Source organism: Kribbella catacumbae DSM 19601 (assembly GCF_000372465.1).
Lineage (GTDB): Bacteria > Actinomycetota > Actinomycetes > Propionibacteriales > Kribbellaceae > Kribbella > Kribbella catacumbae.
Map to the genome: position 1 here is coordinate 92,536 of NZ_AQUZ01000006.1, position 15,904 is coordinate 108,439.

The following is a 15,904-nucleotide window of genomic DNA, read 5'->3' on the forward strand; positions in this document are numbered from 1 at the left end:
ATATCAATCCTTCCCGTCGGCCGGGACCAGCGGGGCCCGGAGAATCGCGAACTTGCGGGTGATCGTGAAGCCGGTCTTCAGGTAGAGCTGTCCCGCGGCGGACTGCTCGCCGGTCCAAAGGAACCAGGCGCTGTGGGCGCCAAGGCCGGTCATCCGTTGCAGGGTCAGGTGGAGCAGGACCTTGCCGAGACCTGTGCCACGGCTGGCCGGCAGTACGCCGAACGGCCCGAAGCGCTCCGGCACGCCTTCATACGTGCCGTGCATCGCCCAGCCGAGCACGGTCCGGTCGGGCGCGAAGGCGACGACGATGCGGTCCAGCGGCAGCCCGGCCAGCACCGCCTCGCGAATCGCTCGGGCCCAGTCGGGGTTGAAGCCGGCCGCGACCGTGATGAGTTCCGTGAGCTCGTCGCCGGTCGGAGTACCGAAGCGGAAGCCGTCCGTCTCCAGCCGAGCGATGCGTTCGCGGACGTCGCCGGGAATCTGGTAGCCGACCAGGCTGCGATCCATCGCGACCGCCTCGTACTGCGTCTGGAAGCCGAGCTCCTCCGTCAGCGCGCGGGCCGCCGGGTTGCGCTGGGCGTCCAGGCCGGGCAGGAAGTAGTTCGGGGTGTAGGACGAGAAGAAGACCTCGGTACGCCGTTCGCTCGCGAGCCAGTCCATTGCCGCCGACAACAGTTCACGACCGATGCCGCGACCCTGGTGATCGGGATGCACGAAGAAGAAGGGGATCCAGCCGGTATCCGGTTCGAGGTCACCACCGGTCGCGGCGATCAGGCGACGTACCGCGTAGGCGGCGCCGACGACCTGACCGTTGTCCTCGGCAACCTGCAGTCCGGCCGGATCGAAGTTGCGGTCGAGCAGGATCAGATCGCGGAAGCGGTCGTAACCGATCGGGTCGGCGGGCGCGGCGGCGGTCCAGGCTTGAGCCAAGCGCGGCCCGTCCCCGACGGCGAAGGTGCGGATCATCCATTGACTCCTTCGTAGAGCAGCACGGCTGGGTCGAGCCACTCCCCTGGGTCCGTCAGCAGCTGCAGCGGGTCGTCGCCGGCGATGAGGGCCTTGCGCAACGAATCCGAGCCCCAGAGGCGATCCAGCTCCGGGCGGAACGCGAGCTCGCCGGAGTACAGATCGCGCAGGGTCCGGAGGATCACCAGGGCGGTACGAACCGGCTCGAAGGCTTGGCGATCGAGCACATGCAGCTGTACGCCGGGCAGCACCTGGCCGGCGTACTTGCTGAAGACCGGCTGGAACCAAGTACTGCGGAAGGCCACACCGGGGAGATCGCAGACGCGCAGTGCGGGGACGAGTCGCCGATCGAAGAAGGGAGCACCGATGGTCTCGAACGGTCTTGTGGTGCCCCGGCCCTCGCTGACGTTGGTGCCTTCGAACAGGCCCATCCCGGGGTAGACGAGCGCCGTGTCCAGGGTCGGCATGTTGGGCGACGGCGGCACCCATGGCCAGTCGAGAGCACGTGTCCAGCCAGTCATCGGGATGACCTCGGCCTGGGGTGAGAAATGCCGCGCCAGTTCGCCAACGGTCAGGCCGTGGCGGATTGGGATCGGGGCCCGGCCGACAAAGCTCTCGAAGCCGGGCTGCAGCATCGGGCCTTCGACCTGACCCCCGAGGGGGTTCGGCCGGTCCAGGACGATGAACCGCCGGCCGGTTCCTAAAGACGCCTGAAGGCAGTCGTACATGGTCCAGATGTAGGTGTAGAACCGCGTACCGATGTCCTGGATGTCGAGATCAGTGCCTCGACCCCCGACTCCTCGATGAGCGCCTCGAGGCCGGCGCCTTGGCGGCGATAGGTGTCGAAGACCGGCAGCCCGGTCTCGGGGTCGGTGGTCGCGGGCTCGCTTTCGCCGGCTTGCGCGGTGCCGTTGAGGCCGTGCTCGGGCCCGAACAACGCGGTCAACCGGAGACCGGCGGCGAGGAAGGCCGAGGTCGTCGGTCGCAGGTCGCCGAGTACGCCGGTGAAGTTGGTGACCAGTCCGAACTGGCCAGCGCCGGCCAGACCGGGGTCTTCGGCCAGTCGCTCCGCGCCCGTGCGCACCATCGTCCGCCTCCGCCCAGTGCCGGATCATGGATCATGTAGGAACTGGGTAGAAAACTTACCGATGTGTTTGCGTGAAGGTCAACAGGTTACCGGCAAACGTTTGTCTGAGCAGGTTCGCGCAGCTTTCAGGCGAGGAACGGCGTGACCGCGGCGAGGAAGTCGTCCAGACGCTCGGCGTGGACCCAATGGCCGGCTTCGGGGATCTCGGCGTACTGGACCTGCGGGAAGTAGCGCGAGATCGCGTCGCGGTGTTCCAGCCGGACGTAGTCGGACTTGCCGCCGAACACGAACAGCGTCGGGCCGGCGTACGAGCCGTTCTCGTCGGCAGGCCAGCCGGAGATGGCTGGCAGGGCGGCCTCGATGACTGGGAGGTTCGGGCGCCAGCGGGCGCCCTGGTCGTCGAGGATCAGGTTCTGCAAGAGGAATGCCCGGGTGCCGGGCGACTCGACCGCGCCGGCTAGTTGCGCGTCGACCTCGGCCCGACGCTGGATGTTGGAGAGGTCCGCGGTGCGCATCGCCTGGGCGTAGGCGACGAAGGCCGGCGGGTAGCTGACCGGCGCTGCGTCGACCACTACGAGACGGTCGACCACCTCGGGATGACGCAGCGCGGTCAGCATCGCGGTCTTGCCGCCCATCGAGTGCCCGACCAGCCCGACCGGGCCCACGCCGAGGTCGGAGATCGTCTCGACAACGTCCTGCGCCATCTCGGGATAGCTCATCGTGTCGGTGTGCGGCGAGCTGCCGTGGTTGCGCAGGTCGAACGCGTACACCCGATGCGCCGACGCCAGCCGCCGCGCCGCCGTCATCCAGTTCCGCCCCGACCCGAACAACCCGTGCATGACGACGACCGGCGAACCGCTCTCGCCGTACGACGTGACTGGAAGCTTCATCAAGACCTTTCGCAGGGCTCAGCGGCGGCGTTGCCAGCAGGTGGTGTGCCAGTGGCGGCGCTCGTCCAGCGACTGCCCACCGCCGATCGCGGCGAGCAGGCTCGGCGTCTCCGGCCAGACGACCACGTGCGGCATCGCCGGCAGGATCGTCTGGTCGCACCCCGGACACCGGTACGACTTGCCCGCCGCGGACCCACTGACCTGCCGAACCATCCAGGAGCCATCGGATCGCGATTCCCGCACCTGATGCCCACCCAGCAACGGCCGGTCACTGACCGGCCGCGTGTGCTTGGAAGGCTTCTTCTTACGGGACACCATGGCAGGCCAAGCGTATCGGCCTGCCAAACTCTCAGATCCGCCGGGCGAGGGCGTAAGCCGCTGTGCCGATGAGTTCCATCGAGACTTGGAGGCGTTCGAGGCTGACGTTCTTGGCGATGGTGTCTTCGGGTGAGTGGTACGGCGGTTCGAGTAGTGCCGGGGACGCCTCGCCGCGCCAGGAGAAGTTGGCGGCGGCGATGCCGACTTCCTGGAACGACTGGTGGTCGCTGGCGCCACGGAGTACTGGCCCGACCATCTGGGGGTCGTAGCCAAGACGCTGACCAGAAGCCCGTACTGCGTTCGTCGCCGCGTTCGCGAGACCGTCGAAGGACAGCAGCCAATAGACGATCGCCGGGTCCCAGCTCGTCGCCACCATGTCGTTCTGGAAGACGGCCCGGTAGCGATCGCGCTGGTCCTGCGCCAACTGCCTGACGTGATAGCGCGACCCGACGAGCCCCTGCTCCTCCGCGCCCCAGAACGCGAACCGCAGCGTCGCCTCGGTCGGATACTTGCTCAGCACCCGGGCGATCTCGAGCGTCAGCACCGTGCCCGACCCGTCGTCGTTGGCACCCGGTGCGCCAGTCACCGTGTCGTAGTGGCCGCTCACCATCACGATCGGCGGGTTGGCGCCCTTGCCTGGACGTTCGCCGATCACGTTGTTGGAGACCAGGCCGCGATGCGCCGCAGTACTGATTGTCAGAGGCAACGACGTGACGACAGCCAGCGCCTCACGCAGCAACCGCTTCTGCACCTGCGCGACTCCGATCACCGGGATCGGCGCCGCAGTCAAACCACTAGGCGCGTACGCCGATGCGCGGCGCGGGAAGACCAGATCAGCCGGCAGCAGTACGACGGCGACCGCGCCGCGAGCAGCCGCCTCGGCCACAAACCCAGGACGCGCGGCCAGGTTGTCGTCCGCGAGCACCACGGCACCTGCGACATCAGCCGGCCAGACAGGCGCCGTCGCCGGGCCGACATCGCGAGCCGGGCCGGTCACGCTGACGTCGAGCTTGCCGCCAGGCGCAGCACCGGCCTGCCAGCAGATGTCGTCGGGCAGCAGGTTGCGCGGGTCACCGATCTGGGCCAGGAACTTGTCGGTCACCGGGAACGGCTCGTACCGCGTCTGGTAGCCGTAACTCCGGAGTTGCCCGGCGAGGTAGTCGGCTGCGCGCTTCTCGCTCGCAGTACCGCCGATTCGCGGGCCGATGTCCTCGGTCAGTACCTGGAGGTGGCGCAGGGCACGCTCCGACGACAACCGCGACACGATGTGCCGGTCATCCCGGTCCAGCGTCGGCGGCCGTACTGCGCCCGGCCGCTGGTCGTCAACGGCCCAAGCGGGGGCGGCGGGTAGGGCCGTGGCGGCAGTGACACCGGCGACGGCGCCGAGCAGGCCTCGACGACTCATGCGGGACGTTTCGGACATGGCTGGGTCTCCTCACACGCAAGCGGCCCCGAGACGATCGACCGTAGCCGATACCGTCCGGGGCCGCTGCTCTACGCGGAGTGGCTAAGCCACTTTGCTCTGGTCGCGGAGGTCACTGCCTACTTCGTGCATGTGGCCGAGGCCCATCCGGTACGACTCGATCACGCCGGTGTTCAGGTACGGCATCCCGATGCGTTCGCAGTACGACTGGACGATCGGCTGGGCGAAGCGCAGGTTGGCGCGCGGCATGCTCGGGAACAGGTGGTGCTCGATCTGGTAGTTCAGGCCGCCCATCATCCAGTCGGTGACCAGGCCGCCCTTCACGTTGCGCGAGGTCAGCACCTGCTTTTCCAGGTGACCCCAGTTCGTGTCGGCGTCCGGCATCTCCATGCCCTTGTGGTTCGGGGCGAAGACGCTGCCCAGGTGCAGGCCGAACAGTGCGTGGTGCAACGCCGCGAACGCGATCGCCTTGCCGGGCGACATGATCAGGAACAGCGCGCCGAAGTACAGGATCAGGTGCGCGGCCATCAGGCCGAGCTCGATCCGGGCCTCACGCCTGGCGCGGCGGCCGACCAGGAACAGCACGCTGGACACCTTCAGGTTCAGGCCTTCGAGGGTGAGCAGCGGGAAGAAGATCTTCGCCTGGTGGCGGGTCAGCCAGCCGTACAGGCCGGTCCGGCCCTCGGCCTGCTCCAGCGTCCAGACCAGCACGCCCTCGCCGACGTCCGGGTCCTTGTCGGTGTGGTTCGGGTTCGCGTGGTGGCGGTTGTGCTTGTCGTTCCACCAGCCGTAGCTCATCCCGCAGACGAAATTGCCGTGCAGCATGCCCAGGACGTCGTGTAGTTTGCGGGAGCTGCCCACCTGCTGATGACCGGCGTCATGACCGAAGAACGCCGCGCGGGTGGTGAAGATCGCGAGCGGGATCGTCAGCAGCAGCTGTAACCAGGAGTTACCGAGCAGGACGACGCCGGCCCAGGTCGCCGCCAGCAGCGCCACGTTCAAGGTGATCGCGATCACATAGGACGCAGTACGGCGCTCCAGCAGTCCTGCTTCCTTGACTTCGCGAAGCAGCGGCGCGAAGTCGCTGCCCTTCGTGGCCGGACGTTCGCGGTCAGGGGCAAGGGCAATGGGCTGCGCCATCGGTGTCCTCATCTCAGAGCGGTGGGAGGCCTAGGCGTTCAGCCGCGGGCCAGCGTAATGCATTCAGCCTGTGCCCTGAAGCCCTCGAAAACATGAGTGCTACTACCCGGGCACCCCGGGGTGCAGGAGCGTGCACGACAGTAGGGCTAGCACCACTGAGCCCGGCCTGACTCTCCGTCATGATGGGTACTGCCGGACCGATCTGGTCCACACCAAATGTCACGGGAGACACAGCAATGACGATCACGCAGCAGGCACCGAAGGCGCCGATGCGATTCCCCCGGCTGGCACAGCCCTTCATCGCGCTCGGGATGGCGATCCTCGCCGAGATCGGGATCGCCTTCTTCGTCCTGAACGTGGTGGCGGTGCCGCTGATCGCGGTCTGGGTCGGGATCCCGATGCTGCTGGTGTTCGTCCCGTGCACCCGCTGGTTCGCGAACTGCCACCGCGTCCTGTACGCCGGCTTCACCGGCAGCGTGATCCCCAAGCCGTACAAGAAGCCCCCGATGCCCGGCATCCTGATGTGGCTGCGGACGACGCTGTCGGACCCCGCGACCTGGCGGGACGTCGCCTGGCTGCTGGTGAACGCGGTGCTCGGCTTCACCCTGTCGCTGCTGTCGGCGGTGCTGTTCCTCGCCTCGCTCTTCTACCTGATCTACCCGTTCCTGGTTTGGGTCACTCCGGACGGCGTCTTCGACCAGCCGTTCGGCGTCTTCCGGGTGAACGTGGCCACCAGTTTCGTGATGATCCCGTTCGGCCTGCTCGCGTTCATGATCTGGCTCGGCGCGGGTGAGCGGCTGCTGAAGGCGAACGCGTTCATGGCCAGGTCGCTGCTCGGCCCGACCGAGAGCGCGCAACTGGCGATCCGGGTCCGCGAGCTGGCCGAGTCCCGCGCGGAGACCGTCGACACCCAGGCGGCCGAGCTGCGCCGGATCGAGCGCGACCTGCACGACGGCGCCCAGGCCCGGCTGGCGGCGCTGAGCATGAACCTCGGGATGGCCGAGGAGATGGTCAACCGCGACCCGGCCCAGGCAGCGGCACTGCTCACCGAGGCGCGCGAGTCCGCGAGTACGGCGTTGTCGGAGCTGCGCGACCTGGTCCGTGGCATCCACCCGCCGGTGCTGGCCGACCGAGGGCTGGAAGGGGCGGTCAAGGCGCTCGCGATGAGCCTGCCCTTCAAGGTCGACGTGACGATCGAGATGCCCGGCCGGCCGGCCGCGCCGGTGGAGTCGGCGGCGTACTTCGCGGTGGCCGAGGCGCTGGCCAACGCGCTCAAGCACGCGGCGGCGACGACGGCGTGGGTCCAGATCACCCACGAGCACGAGCGGCTGCACATCCTGGTCGGCGACGACGGGGTCGGTGGCGCGACGGTGCGACCCGGCGGCGGTCTGTACGGTATCGAAAGGCGGCTGGCCGCCTTCGACGGTACGTTGACCGTGGCCAGCCCGACCGGCGGGCCGACCACTGTGATCATGGAGTTGCCTTGCGAGTCGTCATCGCTGAAGATCACGCCCTCCTCCGGGAAGGCCTGATCCGGCTACTGGAAGCCCACGACTTCGAAGTACTCGAAGCCGTCGACAACGGCCCCCGGCTGGTACCGGCGCTCGTCGAGCACCGGCCGGACGTGGCCGTTGTCGACGTCCGGCTGCCACCGACGTTCACCGATGAGGGTCTGAAGGCGGCCATCGAGGCCCGCCAGCAGGTGCCCGGGTTGCCGGTGCTGGTGCTTTCGCAGTACGTCGAACAGCTGTATGCCCGGGAGCTCCTGACCGGGGGCGGTGGCGCGGTCGGGTATTTGCTCAAGGACCGGGTGTCGAACGTGGCCGAGTTCCTCGACTCGGTACGCCGGGTCGCGGCCGGCGGTACGGCGATGGACCCCGACGTGATCGGCCAGTTGCTGGCGCGCAACACGCGTGACGAGCCGATCGGCCGGCTGACCCCGCGTGAGTCCGAAGTACTGGGGCTGATGGCCGAGGGGCGCTCCAACGCCGCCATCGCCAGCGCCCTCTTCGTCACCGAGAAGGCCGTGTCGAAGCACACCAACAACATCTTCGCCAAGCTCGACCTGCCGCCGTCGGAAGACGACAACCGCCGCGTGATGGCGGTTCTCACTTATTTGTCTTCCCGGTGATGTAGAGGACGTCGGGCCGGCTTCGTCCCTGGGTGTCAGCAGCACATGAATCGACGGGAGTTTTCGAGATGACGAAGTTTCTGATTGTCGTGGACTACAGCCCCGGTGTGGTCGACACGCCGATGACCGAGTGGGCGGCCGAGGACGTCAAGGCGCACATGGCCTACTACACGGCACTGAACGAGGAACTGCGGGCCAGTGGAGAACTGGTCGAGCACCTGGCGTTGAGCTGGCCGGACGAGGCCAAGACCGTCACGTCGGACGGCAAGGCAGCAGTCGTCACCGACGGCCCGTTCGTCGAGTCCAAGGAGATGCTGGCCGGCTTCCAGCTGGTCGACGTGGACTCCCTGGAGCGCGCCATCGAAATCGCCGCCCTGGTCTCCCAGGTCCCCGGCCCCGGCGGCGTCCCCCTCCAACAACCAATCGGCGTCCGCCGAGTAATGACCGACGCAGACTTCGAGGAGCTCAACCCGCTCGGGTAGCCCGTCCCGACCGACAGGACATAGTCCCCGGACTGCGCTTTCCAGCCGCCTCCGTGAGCGTGGCGGGCAGGCTCGGCGACGAGTATGTCCTGTCGGTCGGGACAGCCTGTGGATAAACTTCAGCGCGGGAGCGGCACAACGGGGCAGGATCTGGCGGTGGAATCCTTGCCTGAAGTGCTGGCCCGCTTGGGCGGTCGAGCCAGCTTCGCCGAACTGACCCAGGTCACGTCGAAACGAGAACTGGCGACCGCTGTGAGAGCTGGGGACGTCCAGCGACTGGCGAAGGGGGTCTACGGCCTGCCTGGTCCGTCGACCGATCACCACGTTGCCGTGGCCTACGACGGGGTTGTGTCGCACCTGAGTGCGGCACTCGCGTGGGATCTGCCATTGGTCGCGCCGCCGAAGAAGCCACACATCACCGTGCCGAAGAAGCGTCGTCCCCGCTCGGGACCGCCCGCGGTCCTGCACTGGGCGGCGATCTCGGCGGAGGACCAGTCGCGCCGGCTGACCTCATTGGTCCGAACGGTGACCGACTGCGTCCGGATCCTGTCCTTCGGCGAGGCACTCGCTGTCGCCGACTCGAGTCTGCACCACGGGCTGACACGCCAGGAACTGATCACGGCCGCCGCGGCGATGCGCGGAATCGGCTCTACCAAGGCACGTGAGGTTGCCGCCCTCGCCACTCGCGGAGGCGAGAGTTTTCTCGAGTCGATGCTGCGGGCGCTGCTGATAGCGAACAACATCGAGGGTTTCGAGCCGCAGGTCGTGGTTCAGCGAGGCTGGTTCAGCGCGCGCGTGGATCTAGGGCATCGACAGGCGATGGTAGCCCTGGAGGCGGAGGGGTACGAGTTCCACGGATCGAGTAGGGACTTCGCTGCCGATTGCCACCGCTACGACGAACTGGTCGCGGAGGGCTGGCTGGTGCTGAGGTTCACCTACCACCAGGTGCTGAATGAGCCGGCCTGGGTGATCGCCACGATCAGGGAGGCGCTTGCGCAGAGGCGGTAACCGTCCCGACCGACAGGACATAGTCCCCGGACTGCGCTTTCCAGCCGCCTCCGTGAGCGTGGCGGGCAGGCTCGGCGACGACTATGTCCTGTCGGTCGGGACAAAATCAGAGGCGGATGCGGCGGAGGAAGTCCTGGGTGCGGGGTTGCTGGGGGTTGGCCAGGACTTGGGAGGGTGGGCCGACTTCCAGGGGGCGGCCGTTGTGAAGGAAGCAGACTTGGTCGGCTACTGAGCGGGCGAAGGTCATTTCGTGGGTGCAGATGAGCATGGTCATGCCTTCGGACTTGAGGTCGCCGAGGAGGTCCAGGACTTCGCCGACTAGTTCGGGGTCTAGGGCTGAGGTGATCTCGTCGAGGAGCATGAGTTTCGGGGAGTTGACCAGGGCGCGGGCGATGGCTGCTCGTTGTTGCTGGCCGCCGGAGAGTTCGTCGGGCTTGGCGGTTGCCTTCGCTGCCAGGCCGACTCGGTCCAGCATCTCCAGTGCCCGGGTGCGTGCGACGGCCGGGCGTACCCCGTGGACGCGGATCGGTGCGAGGGTGACGTTGTCCAGTACCGAGAGGTGCGGGAACAGGTTGTAGGCCTGGAAGACGATGCCGATGCCGGAGCGGACCCGGTCGGTGTCGATGCGTGGGTCGGTGATGTCGGTGCCGTCCAGCTCGATCACGCCGTCGTCGACCGTCTCCAGCAGGTTCACGCAGCGCAGCAGAGTGGACTTGCCGGAGCCGGACGCGCCGATCAGGACGACGCACTCCCCCGCCTCGACCTCCAGGCTGAAGTCGTCGAGCACGAGATTGCTCCCGAACGATTTCCGCACGTCGCGGATGGACAGCAGGCTCACACCACACCTCCCCCGGCGCCGTACCAGCCCTGCCGCCGGGCGACCCAGTCGGTCAACCGGGTCAGCGGGATGGTCAGCGCGACGAACAGCAACCCGGCCACGACGTACGGGGTGAAGTTGAAGTCCTCCGCCGTCTCCAGTTGCGCCGCGCGGATCGCGTCGATGACACCCAGTACTGCGATCAACCCCGAATCCTTCTGCAGCGAGACGAAGTCGTTCAGCAGCGGCGGCAGGACCCGGCGTACAGCCTGAGGCAGTACGACGAAGCGCAGCGTCTGCTGGTGGGACAGCCCGAGGGACCGTGCCGCGGCTCGCTGGGACGGGTGGATCGACTCGATCCCGGCGCGGAAGACCTCAGCCACGTACGACGAATAGGTGAGCACCAACGCGGCGCCTCCCCAGATCACTGCCTGGTTGGGCAAACCGCGCAACTGCAGAGCCGGTACGCCGAAGCCGAGCAGGAAGATCACCAGAAGCAGAGGCAGCCCGCGGAAGATGTCGGTGTAGGCGGCGGCGAACATCCGGAGTGGGAAGAAGATCGGCCCGCGGAGCGTGCGCATGATCGCCAGGGTCAGGCCGAAGAGCACGATCAGTACCGCGCAGACGAGCATCACCCGGACGTTCAGCCAGAGGCCCTGGGCAACGACCGGCAACGCCTCCCAGCCGCGATCGAAGTCGAAGAACGTCGCCCGCACCCGCGGCCAGCCCGGCGTCGAGCCGACACCGAAGACCACCAAAGCGACCAGCACCACAGTGCTGATACCAGCGATCAGCCCGGACCGAATCGTCCGCTGCCGGCGATACTTCAATCTTTCCTGTTGAAGTGCCGAGGGTTGCCAGTCGCTCACGAGAGTTCCGGTGCGCCTTCCGCGGTGAGCCACTGCTTCTGGAGGTTGGCCAGAGTGCCGTCGGCGCGCAGCGCGTCGACCGCCTGCGACACGCACGACGTGAGCTTCGAGCCCTTCTCCAGCACGAAGCCGAACTGTTCAGGCTTGTCCGTCGCCGGCAACTGACCGACGATCTTGCCCTGGTCGAGCTGCGCCGCGGTCATGTAGAAGCCGGTCGGCAGGTCGACGACGATCCCGTCGATCTGCTTGTTCTTCAGCGCCTGCACGGCCAGGTCGTTGGAGTCGAACACGGCCGGCTGCTGCTTCGGCTTGATCACGTCGCGCAGCGAGGTGTAGCTCGTCGTCCCGACCTGCGCGCCGAGCTTCGCATCGACCAGCCCGGCGACCGACGTCACGTTCGCGATCTTGCTGCCGGCCGTGGTGATCACGGTCTGCCGGACGTCGTAGTACCCGGTGGAGAAGTCGACGGCCTTGCGGCGGTCCTCGGAGATCGACACCTGGTTGATGTCCAGGTCGAACTTCTTCGGCCCGGGCGCGAAGGCGTTGTTGAACTGCACGGTCAGCCACTTCACCTCGGCCTTGGCGAACCCCAGCTTCTCGGCGACGGCGTAGGTCACGGCCGACTCGTACCCCTTGCCGTTGGCCGGGTCATCACCCGAGAACCACGGCTCGTACGCCGGTTTGTCGGTGCCGACCGTGAACGTCCCGGCGGTCTTCAACGCCAGCTTGTCCTTGCCGCACGCGTCCGCCGAGGACGGCGACGACGCAGTACCGGCGGAGTCTTCTTCGGGAGCGCAAGCAGCAAGCCCGACAACAGCAAGGGCGGCCACCACAACCAGGGCTGAACGAGCAGTCATGGCAGCAGCGTAGAGCCCAACTGCTGCCTGTACTGCGTGGGGCTGTGGCCGGTGTGGACGCGGAAGCGGGTGGAGAAGTACAGCGGGTTGGTGAAACCGACGTCCGCGGCGATCGAGGCGACGGGGCGGCTGGTGAGTTCGAGCAAGCGGCTGGCGGCGTCGAGGCGGCGGCGTTCGACGAATTGCTGCGGGGTGACGCCCAGTTGGGCGCGGAAGAGATGAGCGAAGCGGGAGATCGACAAGTTGCTCGCGCGAGCCAGCACCGTGATCGACAGGTCGCCGCGCAGGTTGCGGTCGACGTACTCGATGGCGCGGAGCAGTCGGTCGTCGATCTGGGCGGCCTTGGGGTTCTGGGTGTCGCACCAGAGCAGCGCGGCTTCGAGCGCGTTGAAGCTGAGCAGCTCTCCCTGCGGCAGGACGCTGTCCTGATGCCAGACCGCCTCGGAGAGCGCCTGAGTGATGCGGTCGGCCGCGCTCGGGCTGGGCTGCAACTGAAGGATGCCTGGGGCAACGGCTGGCCAGTCGAGGAGGGGTAGCCAGTCTGGTCTCGGGTGGAAGTGGGCGAAGAGGAAATGCCAGCGGTCGCCGGCCGTCCCGTAGTCCTGCAAGGTGCCGGGCCGGATCAACGAGGTCACGGCTGGGCCGGCGTGGATCCCGCCACCGAGGCTGCCGAGACCGTCCAGGGTATGGATCAGCAGCCAGTCCGTCGTACCGCGACGGCGGTAGGTGGTGTAGCTCGGGCCTTCGTCGAACTCGCCGGCCAGCAGTCGCCGTACGGTCGGCGTGAAGGAATCCGATCTAGCAGGATCTCGAAGGTTCACAGCTCGATAGGTTATCCACAGATCACCCTAGCCGACAGATCCTGGAGACATGACCAGCACAGTTGCAGAGGTATACGACCGGGACGGGATCGTGCAGGTCCCCGGGTTGCTCAGTCCGGCCGAGGTCGACCAGATCAAGGCTGCCTACATGACTCAGGTCGCGGTCGACCACTCCCTGGCGATCGACGACAACGTCCCCGCGGAGGACCCGCTCGCGCGGTACCCGCGGTTCGTCCACCCGCATCGGCGGACCGAGGTGGAGGCCGGCCGGCTGGCCTTGGAGTTGATGCTCGACAGCCGGATCCTCGATGTCGTCGAGACCCTGATCGGCCCCGCGCTGGGGGCTCAGTCGATGTTCTACTTCAAGCCGCCCGGTGCACGTGGGCAGGCGATGCACCAGGACAACACGTTCCTGCGGGCGCACCCGGAGACCTGTCTCGCGGCCTGGATCGCGATCGATGACGTGGACACGGAGAACGGCGGGCTCGCGGTGGTTCCCGGCTCGCACGAGATCGAGCTCGTCTGCCCCGAGCAGGCTGATCTGAGCGAGTCGTTCACCAATGCCGAAGTACCGATTCCCGACGGGCTCAGCAAGGTGCAGACCCGGATGAAGGCCGGCGACGTGCTCTTCTTCCACGGCAGCGTCGTCCACGGCTCCCGGCCGAACACCAGCGCGGAACGCTTCCGCCGCTCGCTGATCTTCCACTACATCCCCGAAGAGAGCACCGAGATCGCCGCCTTCTACAACCCGCTGGTCCGCCCGGACCGCAGGACGACCGTCATCAGCGAGGCCATCGGCGGCGGCCCCTGCGGCGACTACGCCACCGCCGAACCGTAAACCGCGCCGGTACCACCTGGCGGGCCGGCCGGGCGCCGCCCACCACCGGGCCGTCTCGCGACCTTGTGCACCACCTGAGCAAATTCCAAGGCGCCCAGGTCACTCACGTCATGCACAAAGCCGGCCATCCTCGCCGACCGGGGAGGAAAATACTCCCGAACTGGGCCAAGATCCGCCCCAAGCCCGGCGAATATCCTCCCCACCCGCCATCACCAAAGCCGAATCCAGCGGAGTGCTATCCGAGGTGGTACCTGCGCCAGCCCCGTCACCACGGCCGCCCCTCACCTTGTGATCATTCGCCCCTTTTCACCCTCCAAGCGACCGATCCGGCCTGGGGTTCTGGGGCGCGGGGGTGAAAAGGCGGCGAATGATCACAGGGATGCACGGAGCCGGGCAGGGAGGTACCTGTCCCGCCGGGGCCGGGTTAGTTGCTGTAGTCGCGGAAGCCGCGGCCGGTCTTGCGGCCGAGGTAGCCGGCGGTGACTAGGTGCTCGAGCAGCGGGGCCGGTGCGAAGCCGGGCTCGCGGAACTCCAGGTACAGGGTCCGCTGGATCGCCAGGGAGACGTCCAGGCCGACCACGTCGAGGAGCTCGAACGGGCCCATCGGGAGGCGGCAGCCCAGCTTCATCGCGGCGTCGATGTCGTCGACGCCGGCGTAGTGCGCTTCGAGCATCCGGACCGCGTCGTTCAGGTACGGGAAGAGCAGCGCGTTGACGATGAACCCGGCCCGGTCGCCGCAGCGCACCGGGTGCTTGCCGGCGGCAACTGCCACGGCGGCGACCGTGTCGGCGACCTCCGGCGACGTGCTCACCGTGCTGACCACCTCGACCAGCTTCATCACCGGCGCGGGGTTGAAGAAGTGCAGGCCGACGACGTCCGTGGGCCGCTTGGTCGCCATCGCCAGGTCGATCACCGGCAGGCTGGACGTCGTCGTCGCCAGGATCGCGCCCGGCTTGCAGATCTCGTCGAACGTCTCGAACAGCGCCTGCTTGACGCTGAGCTCCTCGACGACCGCCTCGATCACCAGGTCCGCGGTGGCCAGGTCGTCGAGCTTCGCCGTTCCGGTGATCCGCTGAAGCGCTCCGTCGCGCTCTTCCGACGAGAGCTTGCCGCGCTGGACGCCCTTCTCCAGCGAGCGTTCGAGCGCCGCGCGGACCCGGTCGACCTTCTCGGTGCCGCGAGCGACGTACAGGACGTCGTACCCGGCCTTGGCGCAGACCTCGATGATGCCGACGGCCATCGTGCCGGAACCGACCACGCCGACCTGCTTGACCGACCGCACGGCCGGCCCGCCGTCCACGGCCGAGGGGGTCAGGCCGTCGGCGACGACGACCGGCGAGTCGGGCGATTCGTAGGTGTAGAAGCCACGGCCCGTCTTGCGGCCGAGCAGCCCGGCGGTGACCATCTGCTTGAGGATCGGCGCCGGCGCGTGCAGCCGGTTGCGGCCCTGCTTGTACATCGTGTCGAGGATCTCGTACGTCGTATCGAGGCCGATCAGGTCGAGCAGCGCCAGCGGGCCCATCGGGTAGCCGCAGCCCAGCCGCATCGCCGCGTCGACGTCCTCGCGGGTGGCGTAGCGCGATTCGACCATCGAGACGGCGTGGTTCAGGTAGCCGAACAGCAGCGCGTTGGCGATGAAGCCCGCGCGGTCGGCCGCGACCACCGGGACCTTGTCGAGCCGGCGCGCGAGGGCGAGCACGTCCTCGACCACGTCCGGCTCGGTGACGACGGTCTTGATCACCTCGACGAACTCCTGCACGGGTGCGGGGTTGAAGAAGTGCATGCCGACCACCCGGCGCGGACGCTGGGTGGCGACGGAGATCTCGGTGACGGACAGGCTCGACGTGTTCGTGGCCAAGATGGCGTCCTCGCGGACCACCTTGTCGAGCGCGGAGAAGATCTCGCGCTTCAGCTCCAGCCGCTCGATCACGGCCTCGATCACCAGGTCGCAGTCGGCCAGCGCCTCGATCTCGGTCGCGAACGTGACCCGGTCGAACAGCGCCTGCTGGTCCTCGACGGACAGTTTGCCGCGCTTCACCGCCCGGTCGGTCGAGTGCTGGATGTGCCCGCGGCCGCGCTCGACCGCCTCCTCGTCGCGCTCCACGCCGACGACGCTCAGCCCGTGCCGGGCGAACACCTCCGCGATACCGGCACCCATCGTGCCGAGACCGACAACTCCCACCGTCTTCAGTTCGCGAGCCATGGCTCGAAGTGTGCCAGTCAGCACACTGGTCCGCACATGAGCTGTGTCACTAGT

Annotated in this window: 17 protein-coding genes; 5 read left to right on the plus strand and 12 right to left on the minus strand. The window is 67.6% G+C overall.

Going from position 1 to position 15,904, the window contains the following annotated elements; genetic code table 11:
• Positions 1-3 precede the first annotated feature (3 nt).
• From A3ES_RS0108625 to A3ES_RS0108650, 7 genes are all read right to left on the minus strand, one after another.
• Positions 4-966, minus strand: coding sequence for a GNAT family N-acetyltransferase (locus A3ES_RS0108625; protein ID WP_020386396.1), 963 nt, complete (start codon positions 964-966; stop codon positions 4-6).
• Positions 963-1,694, minus strand: a complete 732-nt coding sequence (locus A3ES_RS46640; RefSeq protein ID WP_272944603.1) for an exo-beta-N-acetylmuramidase NamZ family protein — start codon at positions 1,692-1,694, stop codon at positions 963-965. Before A3ES_RS46640 ends, A3ES_RS0108625 begins: the two co-directional genes overlap by 4 nt.
• Positions 1,667-2,053, minus strand: coding sequence for an exo-beta-N-acetylmuramidase NamZ domain-containing protein (locus tag A3ES_RS56685; protein ID WP_272944604.1), 387 nt, complete (start codon positions 2,051-2,053; stop codon positions 1,667-1,669). The genes A3ES_RS46640 and A3ES_RS56685 overlap by 28 nt, the downstream gene beginning before the upstream one ends.
• Positions 2,054-2,178: 125 nt before the next feature.
• Positions 2,179-2,943: an alpha/beta fold hydrolase gene (locus A3ES_RS0108635; RefSeq protein WP_020386397.1), complete on the minus strand. Its 765-nt coding sequence runs from the start codon at positions 2,941-2,943 to the stop codon at positions 2,179-2,181.
• A gap of 18 nt (positions 2,944-2,961) precedes the next feature.
• Positions 2,962-3,261: a hypothetical protein gene (locus A3ES_RS0108640; RefSeq protein ID WP_020386398.1), complete on the minus strand. Its 300-nt coding sequence runs from the start codon at positions 3,259-3,261 to the stop codon at positions 2,962-2,964.
• A gap of 31 nt (positions 3,262-3,292) precedes the next feature.
• Positions 3,293-4,684, minus strand: a complete 1,392-nt coding sequence (locus A3ES_RS0108645) for a M20/M25/M40 family metallo-hydrolase (RefSeq protein ID WP_040454267.1) — start codon at positions 4,682-4,684, stop codon at positions 3,293-3,295.
• 84 nt (positions 4,685-4,768) lie between these two features.
• Positions 4,769-5,824, minus strand: coding sequence for a fatty acid desaturase family protein (locus A3ES_RS0108650; RefSeq protein WP_020386400.1), 1,056 nt, complete (start codon positions 5,822-5,824; stop codon positions 4,769-4,771).
• Between the two features lie 236 nt (positions 5,825-6,060).
• Between A3ES_RS0108650 and A3ES_RS0108655 the strand changes: the two genes are divergently transcribed.
• From A3ES_RS0108655 to A3ES_RS0108670, 4 genes are all read left to right on the plus strand, one after another.
• On the plus strand, positions 6,061-7,356 hold the full coding sequence (locus A3ES_RS0108655; RefSeq protein WP_020386401.1) for a sensor histidine kinase: 1,296 nt from the start codon (positions 6,061-6,063) through the stop codon (positions 7,354-7,356).
• Positions 7,308-7,955, plus strand: a complete 648-nt coding sequence (locus A3ES_RS0108660) for a response regulator (protein ID WP_020386402.1) — start codon at positions 7,308-7,310, stop codon at positions 7,953-7,955. The genes A3ES_RS0108655 and A3ES_RS0108660 overlap by 49 nt, the downstream gene beginning before the upstream one ends.
• A gap of 68 nt (positions 7,956-8,023) precedes the next feature.
• A complete protein-coding gene (locus tag A3ES_RS0108665) occupies positions 8,024-8,437 on the plus strand; it encodes a YciI family protein (RefSeq protein ID WP_020386403.1) in 414 nt (137 codons plus the stop codon).
• A 156-nt stretch (positions 8,438-8,593) separates the two neighbouring features.
• Positions 8,594-9,445 (plus strand): DUF559 domain-containing protein, encoded by an 852-nt coding sequence (locus A3ES_RS0108670; protein ID WP_020386404.1) that lies wholly within the window; start codon positions 8,594-8,596, stop codon positions 9,443-9,445.
• A 106-nt stretch (positions 9,446-9,551) separates the two neighbouring features.
• On the opposite strand, the gene A3ES_RS0108675 is transcribed toward A3ES_RS0108670, so the two are convergent.
• From A3ES_RS0108675 to A3ES_RS0108690, 4 genes are read right to left on the minus strand one after another with little or no spacing between them, the layout of a single operon-like run.
• Complete coding sequence (locus A3ES_RS0108675; RefSeq protein ID WP_020386405.1) at positions 9,552-10,283, minus strand: amino acid ABC transporter ATP-binding protein; 732 nt, start codon at positions 10,281-10,283, stop codon at positions 9,552-9,554.
• Positions 10,280-11,092, minus strand: coding sequence for an amino acid ABC transporter permease (locus A3ES_RS0108680; RefSeq protein ID WP_020386406.1), 813 nt, complete (start codon positions 11,090-11,092; stop codon positions 10,280-10,282). Before A3ES_RS0108680 ends, A3ES_RS0108675 begins: the two co-directional genes overlap by 4 nt.
• A 35-nt stretch (positions 11,093-11,127) precedes the next feature.
• A complete protein-coding gene (locus A3ES_RS0108685; RefSeq protein ID WP_026162684.1) occupies positions 11,128-11,988 on the minus strand; it encodes an ABC transporter substrate-binding protein in 861 nt (286 codons plus the stop codon).
• Positions 11,985-12,809, minus strand: a complete 825-nt coding sequence (locus tag A3ES_RS0108690) for a helix-turn-helix domain-containing protein (RefSeq protein ID WP_020386408.1) — start codon at positions 12,807-12,809, stop codon at positions 11,985-11,987. Before A3ES_RS0108690 ends, A3ES_RS0108685 begins: the two co-directional genes overlap by 4 nt.
• A 49-nt stretch (positions 12,810-12,858) precedes the next feature.
• Here A3ES_RS0108690 and A3ES_RS0108695 point away from each other — a divergent pair, with 49 nt between their 5' ends.
• Positions 12,859-13,647 (plus strand): phytanoyl-CoA dioxygenase family protein, encoded by a 789-nt coding sequence (locus A3ES_RS0108695; protein WP_020386409.1) that lies wholly within the window; start codon positions 12,859-12,861, stop codon positions 13,645-13,647.
• 424 nt (positions 13,648-14,071) lie between these two features.
• Here the strand turns inward: A3ES_RS0108695 and A3ES_RS0108700 are convergent, their stop codons facing one another.
• Positions 14,072-15,850, minus strand: coding sequence for a 3-hydroxyacyl-CoA dehydrogenase family protein (locus A3ES_RS0108700; RefSeq protein WP_020386410.1), 1,779 nt, complete (start codon positions 15,848-15,850; stop codon positions 14,072-14,074).
• Positions 15,851-15,904: the final 54 nt, after the last annotated feature.